This is a genomic window from Aquimarina celericrescens, assembly GCF_042682765.1.
GTDB lineage: Bacteria > Bacteroidota > Bacteroidia > Flavobacteriales > Flavobacteriaceae > Aquimarina > Aquimarina celericrescens.
Map to the genome: position 1 here is coordinate 43482 of NZ_JBHUHY010000033.1, position 25061 is coordinate 68542.

General features: G+C 34.9%; 21 protein-coding genes. 10 read left to right on the top strand and 11 right to left on the bottom strand.

The annotated features are described in order from the left end of the window. Nucleotides 1-132: 132 nt before the first annotated feature. Nucleotides 133-2226 carry a phosphate acetyltransferase gene (pta, locus tag ACFSJT_RS19080; protein ID WP_378321937.1) on the top strand — a complete coding sequence of 698 codons (2094 nt, stop codon included), beginning with the start codon at nucleotides 133-135 and terminating at the stop codon, nucleotides 2224-2226. 26 nt (nucleotides 2227-2252) lie between these two features. Continuing rightward, complete coding sequence (locus tag ACFSJT_RS19085; protein ID WP_378321938.1) at nucleotides 2253-3440, top strand: acetate/propionate family kinase; 1188 nt, start codon at nucleotides 2253-2255, stop codon at nucleotides 3438-3440. Between the two features lie 143 nt (nucleotides 3441-3583). Here the strand turns inward: ACFSJT_RS19085 and ACFSJT_RS19090 are convergent, their stop codons facing one another. Next, nucleotides 3584-3769 carry a hypothetical protein gene (locus tag ACFSJT_RS19090; RefSeq protein ID WP_378321939.1) on the bottom strand — a complete coding sequence of 62 codons (186 nt, stop codon included), beginning with the start codon at nucleotides 3767-3769 and terminating at the stop codon, nucleotides 3584-3586. A gap of 368 nt (nucleotides 3770-4137) precedes the next feature. Between ACFSJT_RS19090 and ACFSJT_RS19095 the strand changes: the two genes are divergently transcribed. Together ACFSJT_RS19095 and ACFSJT_RS19100 are read left to right on the top strand one after the other, a co-directional pair. After that, on the top strand, nucleotides 4138-6714 hold the full coding sequence (locus ACFSJT_RS19095; RefSeq protein WP_378321940.1) for an endonuclease: 2577 nt from the start codon (nucleotides 4138-4140) through the stop codon (nucleotides 6712-6714). Between the two features lie 218 nt (nucleotides 6715-6932). Then, nucleotides 6933-7436: a GNAT family N-acetyltransferase gene (locus ACFSJT_RS19100; RefSeq protein WP_378321941.1), complete on the top strand. Its 504-nt coding sequence runs from the start codon at nucleotides 6933-6935 to the stop codon at nucleotides 7434-7436. Nucleotides 7437-7477: 41 nt separating this feature from the next. On the opposite strand, the gene ACFSJT_RS19105 is transcribed toward ACFSJT_RS19100, so the two are convergent. From ACFSJT_RS19105 to recG, 3 genes are all read right to left on the bottom strand, one after another. Beyond that, nucleotides 7478-7984, bottom strand: a complete 507-nt coding sequence (locus ACFSJT_RS19105; protein WP_378321942.1) for a GNAT family N-acetyltransferase — start codon at nucleotides 7982-7984, stop codon at nucleotides 7478-7480. 108 nt (nucleotides 7985-8092) lie between these two features. Further along, nucleotides 8093-8551 (bottom strand): hypothetical protein, encoded by a 459-nt coding sequence (locus ACFSJT_RS19110; RefSeq protein ID WP_378321943.1) that lies wholly within the window; start codon nucleotides 8549-8551, stop codon nucleotides 8093-8095. Nucleotides 8552-8617: 66 nt separating this feature from the next. Further along, the gene (recG, locus tag ACFSJT_RS19115; protein ID WP_378321944.1) at nucleotides 8618-10720 is read right to left on the bottom strand and encodes an ATP-dependent DNA helicase RecG; all 2103 of its coding nucleotides are present in this window, start codon (nucleotides 10718-10720) and stop codon (nucleotides 8618-8620) included. Nucleotides 10721-10832: 112 nt separating this feature from the next. Between recG and ACFSJT_RS19120 the strand changes: the two genes are divergently transcribed. Both ACFSJT_RS19120 and ACFSJT_RS19125 read left to right on the top strand, forming a co-directional pair. Further along, entirely contained in the window at nucleotides 10833-12917 is a 2085-nt protein-coding gene (locus ACFSJT_RS19120) for a M1 family metallopeptidase (protein WP_378321945.1), read from the top strand. A 9-nt stretch (nucleotides 12918-12926) separates the two neighbouring features. Next, complete coding sequence (locus ACFSJT_RS19125) at nucleotides 12927-13850, top strand: patatin-like phospholipase family protein (RefSeq protein WP_378321946.1); 924 nt, start codon at nucleotides 12927-12929, stop codon at nucleotides 13848-13850. Nucleotides 13851-13919: 69 nt separating this feature from the next. Here ACFSJT_RS19125 and ACFSJT_RS19130 read toward each other — a convergent pair whose 3' ends face one another. From ACFSJT_RS19130 to ACFSJT_RS19155, 6 genes are all read right to left on the bottom strand, one after another. Continuing rightward, a complete protein-coding gene (locus tag ACFSJT_RS19130) occupies nucleotides 13920-14438 on the bottom strand; it encodes a DUF7935 family protein (protein WP_378321947.1) in 519 nt (172 codons plus the stop codon). 27 nt (nucleotides 14439-14465) lie between these two features. After that, on the bottom strand, nucleotides 14466-16028 hold the full coding sequence (locus tag ACFSJT_RS19135; protein ID WP_378321948.1) for an FMN-binding glutamate synthase family protein: 1563 nt from the start codon (nucleotides 16026-16028) through the stop codon (nucleotides 14466-14468). Between the two features lie 14 nt (nucleotides 16029-16042). Beyond that, nucleotides 16043-17335, bottom strand: a complete 1293-nt coding sequence (locus ACFSJT_RS19140) for an amidohydrolase (protein WP_378321949.1) — start codon at nucleotides 17333-17335, stop codon at nucleotides 16043-16045. 4 nt (nucleotides 17336-17339) lie between these two features. Then, nucleotides 17340-17870 carry a DsrE family protein gene (locus ACFSJT_RS19145; RefSeq protein WP_378321950.1) on the bottom strand — a complete coding sequence of 177 codons (531 nt, stop codon included), beginning with the start codon at nucleotides 17868-17870 and terminating at the stop codon, nucleotides 17340-17342. Nucleotides 17871-18006: 136 nt separating this feature from the next. Further along, the gene (locus ACFSJT_RS19150) at nucleotides 18007-18198 is read right to left on the bottom strand and encodes a T9SS type A sorting domain-containing protein (RefSeq protein ID WP_378322043.1); all 192 of its coding nucleotides are present in this window, start codon (nucleotides 18196-18198) and stop codon (nucleotides 18007-18009) included. Nucleotides 18199-18478: 280 nt separating this feature from the next. Further along, nucleotides 18479-18766, bottom strand: a complete 288-nt coding sequence (locus ACFSJT_RS19155) for a hypothetical protein (RefSeq protein WP_378321951.1) — start codon at nucleotides 18764-18766, stop codon at nucleotides 18479-18481. A 421-nt stretch (nucleotides 18767-19187) separates the two neighbouring features. Here ACFSJT_RS19155 and ACFSJT_RS19160 point away from each other — a divergent pair, with 421 nt between their 5' ends. The 3 genes from ACFSJT_RS19160 (at nucleotide 19188) to ACFSJT_RS19170 (ending at nucleotide 23329) form a co-directional block, all read left to right on the top strand. After that, a complete protein-coding gene (locus ACFSJT_RS19160) occupies nucleotides 19188-21521 on the top strand; it encodes an ATP-dependent helicase (protein ID WP_378321952.1) in 2334 nt (777 codons plus the stop codon). A 27-nt stretch (nucleotides 21522-21548) separates the two neighbouring features. Then, nucleotides 21549-22640: an alanine racemase gene (locus tag ACFSJT_RS19165; protein ID WP_378321953.1), complete on the top strand. Its 1092-nt coding sequence runs from the start codon at nucleotides 21549-21551 to the stop codon at nucleotides 22638-22640. Between the two features lie 68 nt (nucleotides 22641-22708). Continuing rightward, nucleotides 22709-23329: an L-threonylcarbamoyladenylate synthase gene (locus tag ACFSJT_RS19170; RefSeq protein ID WP_378321954.1), complete on the top strand. Its 621-nt coding sequence runs from the start codon at nucleotides 22709-22711 to the stop codon at nucleotides 23327-23329. Nucleotides 23330-23335: 6 nt separating this feature from the next. On the opposite strand, the gene ACFSJT_RS19175 is transcribed toward ACFSJT_RS19170, so the two are convergent. Continuing rightward, on the bottom strand, nucleotides 23336-24208 hold the full coding sequence (locus tag ACFSJT_RS19175; RefSeq protein WP_378321955.1) for a helix-turn-helix domain-containing protein: 873 nt from the start codon (nucleotides 24206-24208) through the stop codon (nucleotides 23336-23338). Nucleotides 24209-24430: 222 nt separating this feature from the next. Here ACFSJT_RS19175 and ACFSJT_RS19180 point away from each other — a divergent pair, with 222 nt between their 5' ends. Then, the gene (locus tag ACFSJT_RS19180; RefSeq protein ID WP_378321956.1) at nucleotides 24431-25018 is read left to right on the top strand and encodes a PPC domain-containing protein; all 588 of its coding nucleotides are present in this window, start codon (nucleotides 24431-24433) and stop codon (nucleotides 25016-25018) included. Nucleotides 25019-25061: the final 43 nt, after the last annotated feature.

Below are 25061 nucleotides of genomic sequence, written 5' to 3' on the forward strand. Positions count from 1 at the left end.
AAGCCTTTTTTATGGAAAATAGAATATAATTGTTAATGTTCTGACAGTTTCCTATAAAGAAGATTTATTGCTTCTTGATTTTATGTTAAATTCGTGCGTTGGCGTATCTTTGCATCAACCAAATTCATTTAAATGAGTAAAGCCGTTTATATTGCTACTATTGAACCTAATAGTGGTAAATCTATCGTAGTTTTAGGGATGATGCGTATGCTACTTGGTAAAATTGCTAAGGTAGGATACTTTAGACCTATCATTGATGATCCAGAAGAAGGAGAAGTAGATAATCACATTAATACAGTGATATCCCATTTCGAATTGGACATCGATTTTAAAAAGGCTTATGCCTTTACAAGAAGTGAAGTACTTCAGAAGTACAATGAAGGAAAATCAGGTGAAATTATAGACGAAATTATACGCAAGTACAAAAGACTTGAGGAAAAATTTGATTTTATATTAGTTGAAGGAACAGATTTTTCTGACGAAGGTAGTATTATCGAATTTGATATTAATGTAGTAATAGCAAAAAATCTCGGTATTCCCGCCATACTCATTGCAAGTGGAATAGACAAGAGAAACGAGGAGATTGTTGGTAATTTAAAACTTGCATTTGATACTTTTAACAGCAAAGATGTAGAGGTCTTAGCAATGTTTGCAAATAAAGTAACTCCCGGTTGTGAAGAGAAACTAGAAGCTGTCTTTGAGAAGAATTTTGGGAATAGTGTAGATAGAATTATCATACCAAAGATTAATTCGTTGATCAATCCGACTATTAAAGAGATTGTGAATGAACTTGATGGCACTATACTTTTTGGTAGGGAATACATAAATAATCAGGCAGGTAGTTATGGTGTAGGGGCAATGCAGCTACGTAATTATCTTACCCATCTAAGAGATAATAGTCTCGTAATTACACCTGGGGATAGAGCAGATATAATTCTTGGGGTTTTACAGGCAAATATTTCAGATAATTATCCAAAAATTTCGGGTATGATACTTACAGGTGGCATTATTCCTGAAAAATCTATATTGGACCTGATTGAAGGAGTATCAATTTCATTCCCAATCATATCAGTAACTAGTGGAACCTTTGCTATAACCAATAAAATAGGTGCCATCAAATCTAAGATTTACTTAGACAATTTACAGAAGATAAATACATCGATTAGCACATTTGCGAAATACGTTAATGAAGATCGCCTTGCAGATAGATTGGTTACATTTAAGTCTGAGGGGCTCACACCACGAATGTTTCAGTATAATCTTTTAAGAAGAGCACTTCAACACAAAAAACACATTGTACTGCCAGAAGGCTCTGATGAGAGAATACTAAGAGCTACTTCTAGGTTATTAGCATCAGACGTCGTGGATATTACCCTTATTGGGAATGAAAAAAAGATAAAGAGTAAAGCGATCAAACTGGATATCCCTATCGATTTTAGTAAAGTGAATATAGTTTTTCCTACAGAATCTCCATATTATGATGAGTATGTCGAGACATTTTATGAATTGCGTAAGCATAAGAACGTCAACATGGATATGGCAAGGGATATGATGGCAGATGTTTCTTATTTTGGCACCATGATGATTTACAAAGGACACGCCGATGGTATGGTTTCGGGCGCTGTTCATACGACACAGCATACCATACGACCCGCATTACAATTTATAAAAACTAAACCTGGTGTAAAGGTGGTGTCCTCTGTTTTCTTTATGTGTCTTGAGGATCGAGTTTCTGTTTTTGGCGATTGTGCGATTAACCCAAACCCAAATGCCGAAGAACTAGCAGAGATTGCAATTTCTTCTTCAGAATCTGCAGCAGCTTTTGGTATTGAACCTAAAGTGGCCATGTTGTCTTACTCATCTGGTACATCTGGCAAAGGAGCAGATGTAGAGATCGTGAGAGAGGCTACTGCAATCGTTAAACAAAAACGTCCTGATCTTAAAATCGAAGGACCGATACAATACGATGCTGCGGTAGACTTGAAAGTTGGTAAAAGCAAACTTCCTGATTCAGAAGTTGCAGGACAAGCGAGTGTTTTGATATTTCCAGATCTCAATACAGGTAATAATACTTATAAAGCGGTACAAAGAGAGACTGGAGCATTAGCAATTGGGCCTATGCTACAGGGACTCAATAAGCCAGTTAATGATTTAAGTCGAGGGTGTACGGTAGATGATGTATATAATACTGTGATCATTACTGCAATTCAGGCACAGGGATTATAATGTAGAACCTAGATTCTTTAAAAACTATGCAAATATTAGTATTAAATTCAGGAAGCTCTTCAATAAAATTTCAATTGTTCAAAATGCCCGAAGCTAAAGTTATTTGCTCTGGTATAGTAGAAAGAATTGGCTTGGATAATGCAAGAATAAGTTACAAAACAAATAAAGAAAAAATTGAAAAGATAGCTCCTATTCAGAATCATAAAGAAGGGCTAGAGTTGATTGCGAAATACTTAATGGATTCAGATTTGGGAGTGATACAATCAGCCTCAGAAATTCATGTCGCTGGGCATCGGGTTGTACATGGAGGAAGCACGTTTGCCGAAACAGTAGAGATTACTGGAGAAGTGAAACAAAAAATAGAAAAGCTTTCTGCATTGGCACCCTTACATAACCCAGCAAATCTTGAAGGTATTTTGGTTGCAGAAGAGATTTTTCCAACTGCTAAACAAGTGGCTGTCTTTGATACTGCTTTTCATCAAACTATACCTATTGAGGCCTACAAGTATGCTATCCCGAATAGGTTTTTAGATGAAAATAATATTAGACTTTATGGTTTTCATGGGACTAGTCATAAATATGTATCAGAGAAGGCAATTAAATATCTAGGAAAAGATAGTACCAAAATCATAACTATTCATTTGGGTAATGGCTGCAGCATGACCGCAGTAAAAGACGGACAAAGTATTGATCATACCTTAGGATTTGCACCTATGAATGGTCTTATTATGGGAACACGCTCTGGTGATATTGATCCTGCAATTATTTTTTACATGGTTAATTCTCTGGGATATTCAATAAATGAAGTAAATACGCTGTTGCAGAAAGAAAGCGGAATGCTGGGTCTTACTGGATATAGTGATTTGCGAGATATAGAATCTGAAGCTGAAAAAGGAGATGAAAATTGTAGATTAGCCTTGAAAATGAATGCATACCGCATCAAAAAATTTGTTGGAGCCTATGCTGCTATTCTAAATGGTCTTGATGCAATAGTTTTTACGGCGGGAATAGGAGAGAACTCTGATACGATCAGAAGTTTGGTTTGTAAAGATTTAGATTTTTTGGGTATTGACATAGACCAAGAAAAAAATGAGATTCGCTCAAAAGAAGAAAGAGATATTAGCTCACCTTCATCAAAAGTGAAGGTATTGGTGATCCCCACTAACGAGGAGCTAGAGATCGCCACGCAATCCTTTAAGCTTCTTTCTAAATAAAAAAGAGGCTGTCTAGAAAGTCGTCATTTCGAGAGAAGCGAAGGAATCTGTTAAATTTAAGTTACTGATAAACAGATTACTTCTCCGTCCAAAGGCGGATCGTAATGACGTTTTCTTATCCTTTTTAGACAGCCCCTTTTTTATTATGCCCACATGCAACCGTTGGATAAGCAATATCCGTAATCACAGAATCTTCCTCCATTAGGTAAATTCACACAGCATTGACCTGGAGGTCCACAGTAAGGCCTGTTAAAGTTAGCTCCGGTAATTTCTTGCTGTTGTTCTTTACTAAGTCTTTTAACATGGGTTAGATTTAAGATCTTTTTCATTTTGTGTAATATATTTAAGTTAGCTCTTAAATTTAATTTAAAATATTGGAATACAGTTACTTAAAAACCGCAAAATAAGTGAGGTATTATTGAAAATGATCCAGAACCAATAGGAAACATAGTCTATTCAGCCTGAAATACAATTCTGCTAGTTTTGTAAGAAATAACTTGTTAACATATATTATATTTTTTAAATATCTAAAAATCAGATTTTTATAATTATATTTTTTGTAAATAATAGATTATCAACATACTAGATAACCATTTCGTAACAATTCGCATTAGAAAATTCAATAAAATAATTTTAGCTTCGGCTCGGTTTAATGAATAACAATCAAAAAAAACAATAAACTAATTCACGTTACACAATGAAAAAAATAGCACTTTTATTAGTTCTCATTTCTGTTTCCTTATACAGCCAGATTCCTGCATATTACAACGATATTAATCTAAATTTGACTGGTCAAGCTTTACAAAATGAATTAGGGGCTAAAGTGACGAATACTCACGCAACATTTCTTTCTTACACCCCAGGAGTTTGGGAGGCACTTAAGCAAACAGATTTGGATCTAACAGATGGTTCGAAAGTAATCTTGGTGTATGGATATAATGATACCGATGGTAATTCAACAACAGATAGAACTAGAGGAATAAATAATAATGGAGGAGGAGCAACCGATTGGAACAGAGAACATGTTTATCCTAAATCATTAGGAAGTCCAAATCTGGGAACTGAAGGTCCGGGAGCAGATGCTCATCACCTCAGGCCTGCAGACGTGCAACGTAATTCTTCACGCGGAAGCAGGAAATTTGCTGATGGATCAGGTAATTCTGGGCCTACCGCCCAAGGACATTGGTATCCGGGTGATGAATGGAAAGGAGATGTGGCGCGTATGATGATGTATATGTATATCCGTTACGGAAACAGAACTTTGCCTAAAAATGTAGGTGTAGGAGTTACAACAGTCAGTGATCCCAATATGCTTCAGTTATTTTTGGAGTGGAATGCAGAAGATCCAGTTTCACAACTAGAATTACAGCGTAATCCTTTACTGGAAAATATTCAAGGTAATCGCAATCCATTTATAGATAACCCTGCATTTGCAACACAAATATGGGGAGGACCTCAAGCAGAAGATAGGTTTGATGGTACAGTGGGAGGTGGGGATACCATGTCACCAACTATACCAATGAATCTTACCGCTAGCAATACAACAGAAACTTCAGCGACATTATCTTGGAATGCTTCAACTGATAATGTAGGAGTAACAGCGTATGATATTTATTTGGAAGGAGCTTCTATTGGATCTTCTACAACAACAAGTTTTACTGTTTTGGGATTAATTGCAAACACAACATACTCCTTTTTTGTAAAAGCGAAAGATGCTTCGGGAAATCTGTCTGAAGCTAGTGAAGCTCTTAGTGTAACTACTCAAGATAGTACATCTGTAGGATTAGCAACAGAGTTGTTCTTTTCTGAATACGTTGAAGGATCATCAAATAATAAGGCACTAGAAATAGCAAATTTTACGGGTGGGTCTATAAATCTTTCGGAGTATTCTTTGAAAAGACAAACTAATGGATCCGGTGCCTGGTCAAGTGGACTTAATCTTTCGGGAACCATAGCTAATAATGACGTTTACATAATAGCAAATAGTTCTGCAGTGACTACTATTACAAATAATGCCAACTTGATTTCGGGAGCATCAGCAATGAGTTTTAATGGAAATGATCCTGTTGGGTTATTTAAAAATAATGTTTTAATAGATGTCATAGGGACATTTAATGGGGGATCCTCGAATTTTGCCAAGGATATTACTCTAAGACGAAAAGCAGATATATCATCACCTTCTACAAGTTATCAAGTATTAGAATGGGATTCTTACCCTCAAAACACCTTTGAAAACTTGGGAAATCACATCTTTAACGGAGGAGGAAATACCATGGATACTGAGGCTCCTTCCATACCAACAAATGTAGTTGGGTCCAATATTGGGGATAATAATCTAAACCTTTCCTGGAATGGATCAACCGATAATGTAGGCATTACGGGATATAATGTTTATCAGGATGGTACTTTCTTAGTAGCAACTTCAGAAACCAATTATGATGTTTCTGGCTTGACTCCGGGTACACGCTATATGTTTACCATAAATGCATACGATGCCTCAGGAAATATGTCCGGTTTAAGTGATCCGGTAAATATTACGACGCAGGATATTGTACGTACCTATTGTTCTTCAACAGGAAATACTGTAACTTATGAGTTTATAGATTTTGTTGGTATTGGGGGCATCTCTAATACAACAGGGCGTGATGGAGGATATGGAGATTTTACTTCACAAACAGGAAATCTTTCCTATGGATCCAATACTATAGTTTTAAGTGTTGGATTTGCGAGCGCATCCTATACAGAGCATTGGGGAGTATGGATTGATTTTAATAGAAATGGCATTTTCGAGTCTTCAGAGAAAGTAGTTACCGGTTCTACCTCAAATTCTGGTAATTTATCATATAACTTCACAGTGCCATCGTCTGCAGTATCTGGTACTACGAGAATGAGAGTCTCTTTGAAATGGAACGGAGCTCCGACTGCCTGTGAAACTTTTGGCTATGGAGAAGTAGAAGATTATAATGTAACTATTGGTTCTTCGGCAACAAGAGCAAAAGGATTCTCTACTGTAAAGATCGATGGAGAATTAGGACAAGAGGATAAAGTGTTTTCTGCAAAAATATACCCTAATCCGGCGACAAATTATATTCAATTCGACATGCGAGATCATCGAGAAGTGAATTTCACACTTACCAATTCACTAGGCCGTCTAGTGAGATCGGGAACGACTTATGGAAATAGAGTAGAATTGGATGGACTAACCGCAGGACTATATTTTATCAAAATTTTTGACGGACAAAGAAGTTTTTCTGAAAAGATCTTTATCAAGTAGTTTTTGAGTATCAGATATTGAAAACCTCTATGAAAATAGAGGTTTTTGTTTTAATAACATAAACGTGTATAGCTCCTTCAAAAAAAATAAATCGGTCGGTTTGTATAGAATTTTATGTTATTGGTTTAAATTAATCGAAGAATTTTATTTTTTTAGTCATCTTTTGTGATTAGAATTACATTTATAGTAAAGTATTAATTGACTCTAATAGTATTGTAATGCAACCTTTATTGAGACCTTGGGAATTAGATGATCTTGATGATTTAGTAAAATATGCCAATAACTATAAGATAGCTAGAAACTTATCTAACAAGTTTCCCTATCCCTACACCAAAGAAGATGGTAGAAATTTTTTAAGTTTCGCTTCTGATAATTCTACAGATCATATATTTGCTATTATCTTAGATAACGTGGCTTGTGGCGGAATAGGATTACATCCTCAATCTGATATCCAGTGCAAAAATGCAGAACTTGGTTATTGGCTTGCAGAACCGTTTTGGGGTAAGGGAATTATGTCTAAAGCTATTCAGCAGATTATAGAATATGGGTTTGCCAATCTTTTAGAGATCGATAGAATATTTGCCAGATCCTTTGGTAGTAATTTGGCATCTCAAAAAGTATTAGAAAAAACAGGCTTCGTATTGGAAGCAAAGTTTGAAAAGACCTTGTACAAATTCGGGGAGTATGAAGATGAGTTGATTTATGCCCTCAGAAGGATATAAAATTAATCCTTACATATAGTTTTGTGTTGCTAAATCTTTCTCTAATTTGAGAATAATAAGAACTCTGTATTGCTACCATTAGGTTTAATTTTCCCAATTTCTAAAAGTCCGATTTTATTTAAAAGATTACGGGATTTATGATTCTCTTGAGTCGTTACTGCATAAATTGGACTTAGTTTTAACTTAGATTCACCGTATTTCATAACTGCTTTGGCCGCTTCCTCTGTATATCCCTTACCTTCATACTTAGGTAAGATAGCAAATCCTATATCAGCATTTTCTAAATAATCACGTTTAACAAATCCACAGATACCAATTGGTGTTTGAGTATTTTTTAAAGATACTTTGTACAAACCATATCCATTATTTTTATATGAATTGATTAAGCTTTCAATATATTCGATAGCTTGATTATTGGTTTTAATTCCTCTATCTCCAATAAATTCAATCCAATTAGGACTGTTCAATAATTCAAAAAAGAATTTTGAGTCCTCTGTTATTGCTTTTTCTAATGTTAATCTATCTGTTTCAAGAATTTTATCGTTCATAGTTTTAGCTAGGATTACTTAAAAATGGCAACTGCTTTTTTGATTTTGACAAGCTGATCTAGATGATCATGATTGTTGAAAACACTAGAGATTAATTCTAATAACGCTTCAAGACTTAGTTACTGCAAATAATAAATGCGTGCCAGAGTCTGTAGACGTATCTAATTTTACCGCTATAGTATTACCTGGAGATTGAAAAATATGAGTAGTTGATTTTGTTCCTTGTTTATCAGAGGTGATCAAAGTATACTCTGACATAAATTTGGATAGCATTTTTAAAACATAATTTTGATCATTGGTCATATAAGTCACCTGTTTCGACGCCTTGTTCACTCGTACCCCATAATAAAAAGGTTCTATTTGTTTCCAGTTGTAGAATGTATAATTAGGATTGGTTTCCTCGGCTTTATTAAAATCTTTTTCTGAAAGATAATCTTCAAATCCTTTTATATCATCGGATGCTATATATTTAGAAAGTTTTGCCCATTCCTGCTCCTTAAGATGTTGTCCAAAAGTAAGGTTTGAGCTAATTAGAAGAATGAAACTAATAATTAATGTATATTTCATCTGTTTTTTATTTATTTTTTTAATCTGTTAAGTATAGTAACGAACATCCTTAATATTTATGATCAGCTAACTAATATAATTCCAGATATTCTTATGTTTTGCCATTTGTTGATAGGTGTAAAGTAAGACTTTATTCTTTTCTGAAGAAAGAGATGGGTCTTCATTCAAAATTTTTATAGCATAATATCGCGCTGTTTTCAAGATATCATTATCTCTTACAATATCGGCTATTTTTAGGTTTAAAACTCCACTTTGTTGGGTTCCCATAATATCTCCCGGGCCCCGTAATTTCAAATCGACTTCAGCAATATCAAAACCATCGTTGGTGCGCACCATAGTTTCTAATCTCGTTTTACTGTCTGAAGAGAGTTTATGACTGGTCATAAGGATACAATAACTCTGCTCAGCACCTCTCCCAACGCGTCCACGAAGCTGATGTAATTGTGAGAGCCCAAAACGCTCTGCACTTTCAATAATCATTACACTGGCATTTGGTACATTCACTCCAACTTCGATAACTGTAGTGGCAACCATGATTTGTGTTTCACCTTTTACAAAGCGTTCCATCTCATAATCTTTATCGGCGGGTTTCATTTTGCCGTGCACAATAGATATTTGATACTCGGGAGCAGGAAAGGAACGCGCAATACTTTCATACCCATCCATCAAATCTTTGTAATCCATAGCTTCAGATTCTTGGATCAAAGGATATACGATATAAATCTGTCTCCCTTTTTTGATTTCATCTGAAATAAATTTAAATACATTCAATCGGTTACTGTCATAACGATGTACTGTTTTAATTGCTTTTCGACCTGGTGGCAACTCATCAATAATAGAGATATCAAGATCTCCATACAAACTCATAGCCAGTGTTCTTGGGATTGGGGTCGCTGTCATCACCAAAATATGCGGCGGATACGTATTTTTATGCCACAGTTTGGATCGTTGAGCCACACCAAAGCGATGCTGCTCATCGATTATTGCTAGTCCAAGATTTTTAAATTGCACTTTATCTTCAAGTAGGGCATGAGTACCAATCAAAATGTGTAGAGATCCCTCTTCGAGTTCTTCATGAATTTGCCGTCTTTCTTTTGTGGTAGTACTACCCATGAGTAATTTGACATTGACATTCAGGTCTTTGGTTAACTCTGTGATACCCTGATAGTGCTGATTAGCTAGAATAGCAGTTGGGGCCATCAGACATGCCTGAAAACCATTATCGATTGCCAAAAGCATAGTCATTAATCCCACAATTGTCTTTCCCGAACCAACGTCTCCTTGCAATAATCTGTTCATTTGTGCACTACTGCCAATATCATTTCTGATTTCTTTGATCACTCGCTTTTGTGCGTTGGTGAGATCAAAAGGTAAGTGGTTTTTATAAAAATTATTGAAATGTTCACCAACTTCAGTAAAAGGAAATCCTTTGATCTTTTGTTTTCTAATCAGTTTTTTGGTGATTAATTGTAGCTGAATATAAAAAAGCTCTTCAAATTTAAGTCTATACTGTGATTTGGCTAGTAACTCCTGGCTTTTAGGAAAATGAATATTAAATACAGCTTCACTTTTTGAGATTAGTTTTAGTGCTGAAAGAATATCTTTGGAAAGGGTATCGTAAAAACGAACTTTGGTTTCAATAAACAATTGCTGCATCATTTTCATTACCACTCGATTTGTAATCCCTTTGTTAGAGAGTTTCTCTGTAGATGGATATATAGGTTGCATGGCAGTTCGTAGATTTTTTTCGTGCTCTTCAAGCAATTCCATCTCGGGATGTGGCATGCTAAACCCATTGTAGTATTTGGTTTTTCCGAAGATGACATAAGGTGTATTGAGCTTTAGGTTTTCGCGTATCCACTTATGTCCTCTAAACCAAACCAATTCCATTTCTCCGGTGTCATCGATGAATTTTGCAACTAGTCGTTTTCCTCGTTTTTGCTCTACAGTCTTGATATTAATAACCTTACCAATAATCTGAACCTCGGCAGAGGTGCGTTGTAATTGATTGATTTTATAATATTGTGTCTTATCCAGGTATCTGTTCGGAAAGAGATTTACTAGATCCTGATAGGTGTGAATTCCTAACTCCGACCGTAACAAATCAGCTCGTGCAGGTCCAACGCCCTTAAGATAATCGATTGGTGTCTGTAAAATATTAGGATTCATTGAGACGAATATAGCATTAATTAGAAAATAGTTCAACCGGGTTCCAAACAAAACTTGCCACATTAGTAACCTAAATTCGTTATTTTGGCAGAACATTTGATTGAACCAGACTATGCGAGTTATTTTATATGTGTTTTTGTTTTTTATTTCCTTCGGAAGTATAGCCCAGCAAACTGAAAGTGTCGACTTCTTGAAAGGACAAGTAGACGTTAATATTAATGCAAAGGAAAGAGAGGTAGAAGGGGAAGTAAAGTATACTTTTGAAATTTTACAGGATGTAAAATTTGTCTATATCGATGCTCAAAAAATGAAGATTGAAAGAGTATTGCTAGATGGGAATAAAGCTAATTTTGAATACGATGAAAAAAAATTAATAATCAAGTCTTCTTTCAAAGCAAATAGCAATCATAGTATCAATATTAGATATAGCACGACACCTAATAAGGCATTATATTTTGTAAAAGATTACCAGGATAACCATCAGATTTGGACACAAGGGCAAGGAAAATATACGTCGAACTGGTTACCCAGTTTTGACGATATGAATGAGAAAGTCGAGTTTGACCTTACGATTGATTACCGTAAGGGTTACGAAGTGATTACCAACGGAAAACTTCTTAAAACTGAATCGGTTAACGATTCTATACAACGTTGGGAATATGATATGAAACATCCTATGAGCAGCTATCTGGTTGCGATGGCTATTGGTAAATATGATAAAGTCGTAGAAACTTCTTCAAGTGGGATCCCGTTAGAGATGTATTTTTATCCCGAGGAGAAAGATAAATTTGAGTCTACCTATCGACATAGCAAACGCATGTTTGATTTTTTAGAGAAAGAAATAGGCTTTCCTTTTCCCTGGCAGAATTACAAACAAGTGCCGGTAAAAGATTTTTTATACGCGGGCATGGAAAATACAGGAACAACCATTTTTTCTGATGCCTTTGTGGTAGACGAAACCGCTTTTTTGGATCGCAACTATATCAATGTAAATGCTCATGAATTAGCACATCAATGGTTTGGAGACCTAGTAACAGCAACTGAAGGAACCCATCATTGGTTGCAAGAAGGCTTTGCAACATATTACGCTTTGCTTGTCGAAAAGGAAATTTTTGGTGAAGAGTATTTCCTGTATAAACTTTATGAGAGTGCAGAGCAGCTTACCGAGCTTTCAAAGACGCAAAATGCTACTTCGTTACTGGATCCAAAAGCAAGTTCTCTAACTTTTTACCAGCGGGGTGCCTGGGCACTTTATGCATTAAGAGATTTACTAGGAGAGACCAGTTTTAAAATCACTATTCATAATTATCTAGAAAAGTATAAGTTCCAAAATGTAACTACTGATGATTTTATCGGAGTGGCAGAGGAGGTAAGTGGTAAAAACCTTACAGAGTTTAAAAAACTTTGGCTAGAGAATATAAAGTTTCCTTCACAAGAAGCATTAGATTTACTTACCAAGTCTACATTTATTAAAGACTATCTGAGTTTGGCGCAAGAACGTACCCAACCCATAGCAGGAAAATGGAGTACTTTGGCGAAAGCATTAAATTTTCCGGTCAATGATTATATCGGTCAGGAAGTTGTGTATCAATTAAGTGGAAAAACGACTCCAGAAGTAATCGCTTTATATGACAAGGCTTTTGAAACGAATAATATCTTTGTTCGTCAGGCTATTGCTAGTACCTTAAGTACCATACCCAAAGATTTACAAGAGCAATATGAATCGTTATTAAAGGACGCTTCGTATGCAACTATAGAGCCAGCTTTATATCATTTGTGGGCTAATTTTCCTGAAAAAAGGGAAGAATATCTTGAAACTACAAAAGATATCGTAGGGTTTAGTGATAAGAATGTAAGGGTGCTATGGTTGGTTCTGGCTTTGAGCACACAAGATTATCAAATTGATAATCACCAAAAATTCTACAATGAGCTATCGGGCTATACAGCTCCAAAATATCATTTTAGTACTCGCGAGAATGCTTTTTCTTATCTTGAAAGTCTACAGGCGTTTTCTGATCAATCTTTGGTTCATTTGATTGACGGGGCAACTCATCATAATTGGCGTTTTAGAAATGCTTGCAGAAAAATCCTTGATAAATTATTGAAAGATGAAAAATATAAAAAGAAATATGTAGTTTTAAAGGATGAATTACCAAAGAATCAACAAAAGTTTATTCTTAAAAAATTAACCCCATAATAAAATAATATGCGTGCATTGGTAATTTCCGGAGGCGGCAGTAAAGGTGCTTATGCAGGAGGTGTTGCTCAATACTTAATAGAAGAACAAGGTAAAAAGTATGACCTTTTTCTGGGAACTTCGACCGGGAGCCTCTTAATTCCACAACTAGCTTTAGGTAATATTAGCAAGATGTATGATATCTATACAAATGTTAATCAGCATACCATATTTAACGTAAATCCTTTCAGGGTTCGTAAAAAGGGAAATCGTGAGTTTGTATCTATTAACTTTTTGGCTTCCCTGTGGCAGTTTATCAAGTTGAAACGTACCTTTGGAGAAAGTAAGAACTTAAGACGTGCCATTAGAAGAAATTTGTCTGAACCAGAGTTTCGTTTGATTCGAAAAAAAGCAAAAGATGTCGTGGTAACGGTATCTAATTTGACCAAGAACCGCACAGAATACAAATCTATAAATGATTTTTCATACGAAGATTTTTGTGATTGGATTTGGATATCCTGTAATTATGTACCTTTTATGAGCCTCGCCACCAAAAATGGATGTGAGTATGCCGATGGTGGGTTTGGATGTATGGTACCCATACGGGAAGCCATACGCAGAGGCGCTACAGAGGTAGATGCTATTATCCTGGAATCAGAAAACATGGAGCATAATAAGGTGTTAGGTAAAAATCCATTCTCTTTAATGGTGAGTCTATTTAGTTATATGCTTGATCAGGTCGAGGGACATGATACTATTGTAGGTAAATTGGCAGCAATAAATAAGGATGTACCTCTAAATTTATATTATACACCATCAAAACTTACCGAAAACTCATTAATTTTTGACAAAAAACTAATGGGTAGTTGGTGGCGTCAAGGTTTTGAGTATGCTGCCGAAAAAGCTAAACATGCTGAAGAAAATAAGTTAAAAGACATTGATATGGCAGGGTAGGATGATAAAAGTAATGACAATGGTTGTCAGTATTTTTTAATGTAAGAGCGATAATTTTACATTGATTCATTAAAACAAATCACCTACTTCTTCTTTTATTTTCAAAAGAGCAGCAGCGCCGGGAGCGCCTTTTTCTACAAGTTGTGTTAGAATAACTTCTCTCATTTTGTCTGCAGAGTCTACTTCTTCCTTTAAAGCAGTTTTTCTAATCATGGCAATGGTTGCATTTTTTGCAGCTATAATGGTATTCCAGCATTCGTCTGAAACGTAAATTTGTTGTGTAAGATTATGCTCGAATTCTTGATCTATAGTGTGAACTAATAACGATTCGTAACCTTCCTTATCTTCACCAACAGGTGCCATTCTGAATAGTAATTTACCGGGAGAAATTCTTTCTAAAAACAAGGCCATTCGCTCATAGGCTTGTAGTCGCAACGGAAATGCTTGCTTTTGATGTTCTCGATGCAAAAGAAACCTGCGTCGCCTTTCTTCATTATTTGTATGTTGTTTAAAAAAGAATATGGCTAATATGGTGATTAGCGTTGTCGGAATTAAAGAGATGATTAATGGTATTATTTCGATATTCATTTGTAATTGCTAATTATTAAATTAAACTCATGATGTGTAAGAACCACCAAGATACGTACATTGTTTCAAATCTTCTGCACAAGTATATTCTACTGGGGTCTTAGAATACTTAAAAGACTCCTCTAAAGTTTTGGTGAGCTCCCCGTCGTCTACATTAAGATCTACATCTTGCATGGTAAATTGACACGGATGCTCATATCCAGAAGCATGTGTAATTTCTATAAATTCTTTGCGAAACGTCTTAAAATATTGAGCCAATCGATCAGATTTCAATGGAATGTCAATTCCATTTTGTAGCCACTTGCTTTGTGTTGCAACTCCACTCGGGCAACGATTGGTGTGGCATACTTGCGCCTGAATACAGCCAATGCTCATCATAGCTTCTCGTGCTACATTAATGCAATCCACACCCATAGCAAAAGCCATTGCAGCTTTGGCAGGAAAACCAAGTTTACCACTGCCAATAAAAACCACCCGATCGGTAAGTTTATGTTTTTGAAATATCTTATAGATGGCTGTAAATCCATAAACCCAGGGAAGCGAAACATGATCGGCAAAGCTTGGCGGAGCTGCGCCTGTTCCTCCTTCACCACCATCAATAGTGATAAAATCAGGTCCGTTATTAGTTTTGACCATAAGCTCGGCAAGCAGTTCCCACTGTTCGGTTTTACCTATTGCTGCTTTGATACCCACTGGTAATCCTGTTTCCTCAGCAATATTTTCAATAAACTGTAAAAGTTCAGGAACATTGGTAAAAGCCTTGTGAGCAGATGGTGATAGCACATCTTTACCTACTTCTACACCTCGTATTTTTGCAATTTCGGGAGAAATTTTTGCACCTGGTAGAACTCCTCCTTTTCCTGGCTTAGCTCCTTGCGATAGTTTAATTTCAATAGCCCTGATAAAAGGATTCTTTTGTACCAGTTCCTTCATTTTTTGCATAGAAAAATTACCATACTCATCACGTACTCCAAAATACCCTGTTCCAAAATGAAAAATAACATCACCACCATTACTGTGATAGGGTGAAAGACCACCTTCTCCGGTATTATGAAATGCATTAGCTTTTTGAACACCGATATTTAAAGATTCTACTGCTTTAGCAGAAAGTGAACCAAAACTCATGGCTGAGACATTAATAACAGATCCTGGGCGATATGGTTTTTTACGGTTGTTATATAATCCTATCACTTTTGCACATGGAAGAAAAGATTTATCTGACTTATTAGGATGATCTTTCTCCATTTTAAAAGGGATCATACAGTTTTTTACAAAAATATGCTGGTGCAGATAAATATCTCTATCTGTGCCAAATCCTTCATAATTATTCTCATTTTTTGAAGAAGCATATACCCAGCTTCTTTCGATTCTATTAAAAGGAAGCTCTTCTCTGTTATTAGCGACAAAATACTGTCGTATTTCCGGACCAATACTTTCTAGCATATATCTTAGATGTCCAACAACCGGGAAATTATGACTAATAGTATGTTTTCTATTAAAGAAAATATCCCGTAATGCTATTAAAAGTAAGGCTACGATAATCCATACCCACAAAGATATTGATCCCAAAAAATTGAGTATACTTTCCATTAATATTTTGTTATCTATTGGGCATTAAGATAATCCAAAGTTAGCTGCGACATTATTTTAACTCCAAGTTTCAGTCCGCTTTCATCAATATAAAAATCAGGAGTATGATGAGGAGCTGCTTTTTCTGAGCCAGGCGATTTACCTCCTAGAAAGAAATAAAATCCGGGTACAACTTCCTGAAAATATGAGAAATCTTCACCACCGGTTGTTGCCTTCGATAAAATAACATTTTCTTTACCTGCGATTCCTTGTATAGTTGGCAACATTTTTTTTACCAAATCGGGATCATTATAGGTGATCGAAGTGTTGTTCTGAAAATCAATAGTTGCTTCTCCACCATAGGTTTTAGCAATAGATGGAACCATCTCGGTCATTCTACGAATAATAAGTTCTCTCATTTTTGGATCCAAAGTTCTTACTGTACCAATCATTTCTGCACTTTCTGGTATAATATTAAATCGCACACCACTTGTAATTTTACCTACTGTAATCACTGCTGCTTCATTAACTAATGGCGATTCTCTACTTATGATTGTTTGCAGACCATCTATAATTTTCGCTGAAATGAGGATAGGATCTACACCAGTCCATGGAGCAGAACCATGGGTTTGTTTTCCTTTTACATTGATAACAAAGCGTTCTACAGCTGCCATAGTACCACCGGGTTTATAACGTATTTTTCCTACTTCGGTACCCGAGTTGATATGTAAACCGAAAATAGCATCTACATCAGGATTTTTTAAAACACCTTCTTTAATCATTAATTTTGCACCACCTTCTTCTCCTGGTGGTGGTCCTTCTTCTGCAGGTTGAAAGATAAACTTAACCGTACCGTTGATTTTATCTTTGTGCTTTGTTAATATTTCTGCTACCCCCATAAGAATTGCAGTATGAGTGTCATGACCACAAGCGTGGCTTACACCAACTTCGGTATCGAGAAATGTCGCTTTTACGGTTGATTTAAAAGGCACATCGGCTCTTTCTGTTACGGGTAGGGCGTCTATATCTGCCCTAAGCGCTACCGTCTTCCCTGGTTTGTCTCCTTTAAGAACGCCTACAACACCTGTTTTTGCAACATTTTCGGTTACCTCTAACCCTAAACCCTTTAAGTGTTTTGCTATTTTTTTTGATGTCTCGAATTCTCTGTTTGAAAGTTCTGGATTCTGATGGAAATCTCTTCTCCATTCTATTACTTTTCCTTCTAACTTATCTGCCATAGCATTAATCTTGGGATCAATTTCTTGAGCCTGGATAGCGCAAAAAGTAAATAAAAGGACAAATAAGATTGATTGTGTTTTCGTATTCATTATATTAAAAATTGATAAGTCGATAATTTTCGTTTTGTAATTGTACTAGAGCCGTCATAGCAGATAGCGCGAACTTTATTTCTGGGAGTGTATCTTCTTTCGAAATGTTTCTATGGGCAGCTGTTTGACCGCAAAGAATTATTTGTACCCCTTTTTTTGATAATGCAGAAATAAGACCTGTATTGGGGTTATCCATACCGTATTTTGCTTTGTACTTTTTGTTATTTAGAATATCATTTGCAGCAGAACCATGCACTACCAAAGCTACTTGAAGGTTCTCAAATGCAACTCCTGCATCTACATGCATATTAAAGTATCGAGCAGCGGTATTAAAAAGCGGATTTACTTTTGTACTGTCCTTAAATGTTCTACCGACATCAAAAACGACTTTTAACTCATTTTGAATGTCTGTTTTAAAATCTGGACTTACGACTTCATACGTTTCTCCATATTCTGGAATAATTTTACCTTTTTCCTGGGAAAAGATCAACAAAGGCAGCAATAAAAAGATAAACGTAGATAATTTGTTTTTCAAGCTATGATTTTTTTGGTTTCTAAAGATATTCAAAAATCTATAAAAGGAAAATTAAAACTTACTTTGATTCTGTAAAAATATCAATGCCTACCGTTTTAATAAGTTAGTAAATTTAGAAAGGTTATTTTTTGTAGATCTATTTTTTGATGAATTTACTGATGGGTTTATTATTAATCAACAAAATGTACATTCCTTTGTTGAGATCTGAAATATCTATTTCTGAGATCGGAGCCGACTGGAATACAATTTGAGCTAGAATATCTACAACCCTAAGATCATAGTTATTTTTGGTGATTCCATCGATGTTAAGTAATTCGTTACCTTTTATAGGGTATGGAGAGTATTTTTAGAGAAGTATATTTGTAGGTTTCTTTAACGAAAACCAATTAAGAAACAAACAACAATCATCGAGACTACAAACTAATTTGGTATAAATTCTAATTTTTAACTTGTATAAACTATTTGTCTTAACGAACAAAAATTAGTGTACACTAAAATGAATATCCATCATTCTATAAAATTAAATTGGGATCAATAAGAATAAAGACATATTTAATTTAAACATGTCTTCTAATATTGTCTAGATTAAGAAATATGTATTATTAGTATTATGAAATACTAATAATACGTTCTAGAGGTATGATCGTAGATTGTTTTAATATAACTTCTTTATCTGTGATTCCCCAAATTGTAGTTTCTACTTTTTTGAATCCGCTGTCATCTACAAAAACAATTCTTACTTTTTGACGTTCGAGATTTCCAAGGGACAGTGCTCTTTGTAGCTCTAAGAATCTATCAATTTGATCCTTTCTTCTGTTAAGTACATCTTCCTTAGGAAATTTTAAGAATTTAATTTGCTCTTTTTCAATTATTTGCACATTCATGTTTGGGGCCATAGTGTTAATTTTGGGTTAGTTTTTTGGTTTTAAGATTCGTAATTGAAACAAATTTTTTTCAATATAATACATTTTATCTTAAAATATTGTATTTAATCTATAAAAATGTCCATATTTATAATAAAATGTAGGAATATTAGGTAATAGGTAATTGGTTTCTAAACCCTGAACCATTACAATTTTTTCTTTTCAATTTTTTAGAGTTTACTTACAATCAACCCAAATTTCAGGCTAAATTGCTTCTTCTATCATTGCATTAAGGGCTTTTTCTAAAAGCTATGTGGTTTTCAGATGATCCAATGGTAAAAAGAGGTTTCAATCACAAAAGTTATTGACCAGTATTTGTTCACAAAAAGACTTGATATGAGTTTTATAACCGTCATTCTTTCCTTAAATTTCGAGTCTTTAAAATTTGTCACGTTTGGAAGAGTATTTAGCAGAATTGAATGATGCACAACGGGCTCCCGTACTTCAGAAAGATGGTCCTATGATCGTAATTGCAGGTGCCGGTTCGGGAAAAACACGTGTACTTACGTACCGTATCGCTTATTTAATGCATCAAGGTGTAGATCCGTTTAATATATTATCACTTACGTTTACCAACAAAGCAGCACGTGAGATGAAAAAACGTATTTCAACTATTGTGGGAGCCAGTGAGGCAAAGAACCTTTGGATGGGAACATTTCACTCTATCTTTGCAAAAATATTGAGATTTGAAGCCGATAAATTAGGCTATCCATCAAATTTTACCATTTATGATACGCAAGATTCCCAACGCTTAATAGCTTCGATCATTAAAGAAATGGGATTGGATAAGGATATCTATAAGTATAAACAGGTATATTCCAGAATTTCGTCTTATAAAAATAGTTTGATCACAGTTAAGGCATATTTTCAAAATCCGGAATTGGTAGAGGCTGATGCTATGGCAAAACGCCCACGTATGGGAGAGATCTATCAGCATTATGTAGATCGTTGTTTCAAGGCGGGAGCAATGGATTTTGATGATCTGTTACTAAAGACCAATGAGCTATTAAATCGTTTTCCGGATGTGTTGGCAAAATATCAAAATCGCTTCAGATATATATTGGTAGATGAGTACCAGGATACCAACCATTCACAATATTTGATTGTGAGAGCCTTATCAGATAAGTTTCAAAATATTTGTGTCGTGGGCGACGATGCCCAGAGTATTTATGCTTTCCGCGGGGCGAATATTAATAACATTCTTAACTTTCAAAGAGATTACGATAATGTTCAGCAATATCGTTTAGAACAAAACTATCGATCGACGAAAAATATTGTTGAAGCTGCAAACTCAATTATTGATAAAAACAAAACCAAGCTTGATAAAGTGGTTTGGACAGCCAATGATGCAGGTCCAAAAATTATAGTAAACAGATTATTGACTGATGGTGATGAAGGAAGATTTGTAGCAAGTTCAATTTTTGAGAACCAAATGCAACATCAGTTGGGTAATGGACAATTTGCAGTACTATACCGCACAAATGCTCAATCCAGAGCTATTGAAGATGCTCTAAGGAAACGTGATATTAAATACAGGATATATGGAGGTTTATCATTCTACCAACGAAAGGAAATAAAAGATGTATTGGCATATTTGCGTTTGGTGATCAATCCAAAAGACGAAGAAGCTTTAAAACGCGTGATCAATTATCCAACAAGAGGAATAGGGGGGACGACAGTAGATAAACTGGTGGTAGCCGCAAATCATTATAATCGTTCTATTTTTGAAGTGATAGAAAATTTAGATCGAATTAACCTTAAAATCAATAGTGGAACCAAAACAAGATTAGAAAACTTTATGAATATGATTAAGAGTTTTCAAATCACCAATCAAACATCTGATGCTTTTGTCCTTGCTGAAACGGTCGCTAAAAAAACTGGATTACTTCAAGAACTAAAGAAAGACGGAACACCAGAAGGTATCGCAAGGATTGAAAATATAGAAGAATTACTTAATGGTATTCGGGATTTTGTCGAGGGGCAAAAAGAAATAGATCAAGCCACTGGTTCATTGGCAGAATTTCTTGAAGACGTAGCTCTTGCCACCGATCTTGATCAAGATACAGGAGATGATGATAGAGTAGCATTGATGACCATACACCTGGCGAAAGGTTTAGAGTTTCCTTATGTTTATATTGTAGGTATGGAAGAAGATCTTTTTCCTTCTGGGATGAGCATGAACACCCGGAGCGAATTAGAAGAAGAGCGACGTTTGTTTTATGTAGCTTTAACAAGAGCCGAAAAACAGGCATATTTAACCTATGCACAATCCAGATACCGTTGGGGTAAATTGGTAGACGCAGAACCTAGTCGCTTTATCGAAGAAATAGATGATCAATATCTCGAATATTTAACCCCGGTAGAGAATTATAGATATAAGCCATTAATAGATTCAGATATATTTGGTGAAGTAGATAAAAGCAAACTTCGACTCAAGAAGCCTGTTATAGGGTCTCCCCCTTTGGCACATAAACCAACACAAGAACAACTACAAAAATTGCGTAAGCTCAGACCCGTCTCTAATGGAACGTCAAATAGTGAGAGCAAGACAGATCTGTTTGATAGTGATTTAGCTGCGGGAATGGTAGTGGAGCATATGCGATTTGGAATAGGAAAGATTATCAAATTAGAAGGAGTGGGGCACGATAAAAAAGCAGAGATTAATTTTGATAAAGGTGGAATCAAAAAACTACTGTTAAGGTTTGCCAAGCTGAAAGTAATAGGATGATATTTTTTTTAAACAAATACTAATAGGATGATACATGTACCTTCTTTGATTTTGGATGTAGATAAGTGTAAAAAGAATATTAGGGATATGGCTCTAAAAGCAAAGGAACACAAGGTTACGTTTAGACCACATTTCAAAACACATCAATCGCTAGAAATTGGAAGATGGTTTAAAGAACACGGAGTCAATAAAATAACAGTCTCTTCTTTAGAAATGGCTGAATATTTCTTACCCGAATGGAAAGATATTACCGTAGCTTTCCCGACGAATATCCTGGAAATTGAAAGAATAAATAGACTGGCAGAGAAAATACAACTTAATCTTTTGATAGAATCTGCTGAGACCGCAAAGTTCTTAATAGAAAACTTGACAAACCCTGTAGGCTTCTTTATAAAAATAGATGCCGGATATCATAGAACCGGAGTTCAACCAAAAGATGGTAATATTATTGATGACATTTTAAAAATTTCTGAGGTATCGGCAAAACTAATCTTTAAAGGATTTTTATCGCATTCAGGTCATACCTATAAATGCCAAAATAAGGCTGATGTTCTTGATATCCATCAAAGGTGCATGAACACATTGGTAGAACTAAAAGAAAAATATAAAAATGAATATTCTAACTTAATACTGTCGTTAGGAGACACACCAAGTTGTAGCATAGCTGAAGATTTTGAAGGTATTGATGAGATACGACCTGGAAATTTTGTTTTTTATGACCTGATGCAAAATAAAATAGGTTCTAATGCTATAGATCATATAGCAGTAGCATTGGCTTGTCCTATAGTTGCTATTCATGATGATCGAAATGAAATAGTGGTTTATGGAGGAGGAGTGCATTTTTCTAAAGAAAGATTAGAGAATGAAAAGGAAGGAACGATTTATGGCAGAATAGTAGAAAAAAATGAAAATAGTTGGGGAGATCTAATTCCTGATACGGTTATAAAAAGTCTATCTCAGGAGCACGGTATAATTTCTGTAAGTGATGATCAAATCAAAAATTATTCAATTGGTGATTACATTTTGGCATTACCTATTCATTCCTGCATGACGGCAAATCTGATGAAACGCTATAAAACGACTGATGGTAAAGATATTTTAATGATGAATTCTTGGTGATCTTTAGCTAGGTTTTGAAATTAATCTGAGATAGAACCTGTATCTTTACCGTCTCTTTTAGTAGTACTATGGCAGAGTTTATAAAATTGTATAATGAAAATCCAAACCCAAGAGGGATTCAACGAGTTGTTGATTGTTTGCGTAATGGAGGATTAATTATTTATCCTACAGATACCGTTTATGGATTAGGATGTGATATTACAAACACCAGAGCACTAGAACGTATTGCACAAATCAAGGGAGTAAAACTTGCAAAGGCTAATTTTTCGTTCATTTGTAAAGACTTAAGTAATCTATCTGATTACGTCAAACAAATAGACAATGCTACTTTCAAACTCCTAAAAAGAGCATTGCCCGGACCATATACCTTTATTCTTCCTGGAAATAACAATCTGCCCACTGTGTTTAAAAAGAAAAAAACCGTGGGTATTAGAGTTCCAAATAATAATATTTGTCAAGCGATTGTAGATGGCTTAGGTAATCCAATAGTCTCTACATCTATATATGATGAAGATGAAGTGATCGAATATACAACCGATCCCGAATTGATTTTAGAAAAGTGGGATAACCTTGTTGATATGGTTATTGATGGAGGTTATGGTGACAATATACCCTCTACAGTAATTGATTTAACAGGTGATGAGCCGGTTTTGATAAGGGAAGGAAAAGGAAACATCGATATTATTTAATCAGGTTTAAGAGACAGTATACTTCAATTCATTTCTGTACATACTTGGTGTTTTTCCAGAAAATTGTTTGAATAACTTATTGAAGTGAGAAAAATTACTAAAACCGCTTTCATAACAAATGTCTGTAATGCTTGTTTGCTTTTCGTGTAGCAATTTGGCTGCGTGTACTAACCTATACTCATTTACAAATTGAGTGAACGTTTTCCCAGTGATTTTTTTAAAATATCTACAAAAACCAGGGACACTCATACTTACTTTATCTGCTATTTCTTCTAACGGTATTGGTCGAACAAACTCTTGCTGCACAAAATTAAAAATCAGATTAATTCTATTATTGTCTTGTAAGGCAGTCTCAACAATAAAACCCTCTGCATTTAGAATCGTGTAATCATCTGTTCTTTCCATTTCTCTAAGGACTTGAAGAATTCCTATTAACTTTTCGAAAGATTCCAGATTTTGTAAGGATTCTATTTGTGCTCCTATTCTTCTTTTGGTATCACCATGAAAAACTATTCCTTTTTTTGCTTGTTCAAGCAATCTACCTATGGTACTCATTTCAGGAATATCAAAAAATGTTCTACCAAGAAAATCAGGCAGCATTTGGATAATAGTTTCGCTACTATTTCCTGTCATGCGATCGGTAAAACCGCAATGAGGCAAGTTGCTTCCAATAAGCATTAGTGCTCCATTTCGATAATAAGACATATGACTACCAATTTGACGCTTTCCGGTTCCTCCGTTAACATACACTATTTCAATCTCGGGATGATAGTGCCAGATAGGTGCTTTGTTCTTATTGTCCTTCGAAAATGTCTCGTAGTACATAGAACTTCCAAATTCTGGAACGATCTTTTCTAATGATGGTTTTATGTTTTTCATAAATCTTTTTTAATTACAAGATATGAGTACAAATATTGCATTAGATTCGTTAAAATATTGTAAAATTAAAATAAAAAATATGTTAAATTAACTTCAAAATGATATTTGTGGACTAAGTGAGGTTAAAATAGCATATAAATTTGCAAATTCTGTTGCGTATATGGGTTTGTATGTTAATTAAATTTGTACCATCAAAACGTTAACAACTAAAACTAGAAAATTATGAAAAGAGTAATTAACCTATGCCTGCTTATTGGTGCTATATGTTTTAGCACGGTAGTAAAAGCTTCAGATGTTTTATCAGTAAAGATCGAGAACTCTTCTACAATTAATGTTTCATTGTCAAATATAAGCAACGGACAGAAATTGTATCTTAAGAATTATTCAGGAAAAATACTTTTTGATATTACATTAGATGCGATGCCTACTTATAGAAAGTATTTTAATCTAAATACGGTTAAGGATGGTATTTATTTTGTCGAAACAGAGACAGAATTTGATATTAAGGTAACTCCTGTAGTGAAGAATTCAAAGGGGATTTCATTAATCAACAAGTCTGTAATAACGGTATTTAAACCAAAAGCACTTGTAGAAGGTAACATCGTAAGAGTTATGCTTACCAGATCAGAAAAATCGCCTTTGCACGTATCGATTTATGATCAAGAAGGAGTAATGCTCTTTTCTGAAAACGTAAAGGAAGATAAATTAATTTTTGAAAGAGCCTATAATTTTTCTGATGTACCTTCAGGAAAATATATCATCTATTTTGATCTTAAAGACAGAAAATTTACAAAAGAAATTAGAATTTGATTGTTTTATTTTGACTAACCACAATTGAAAAGACAGGCTTTGA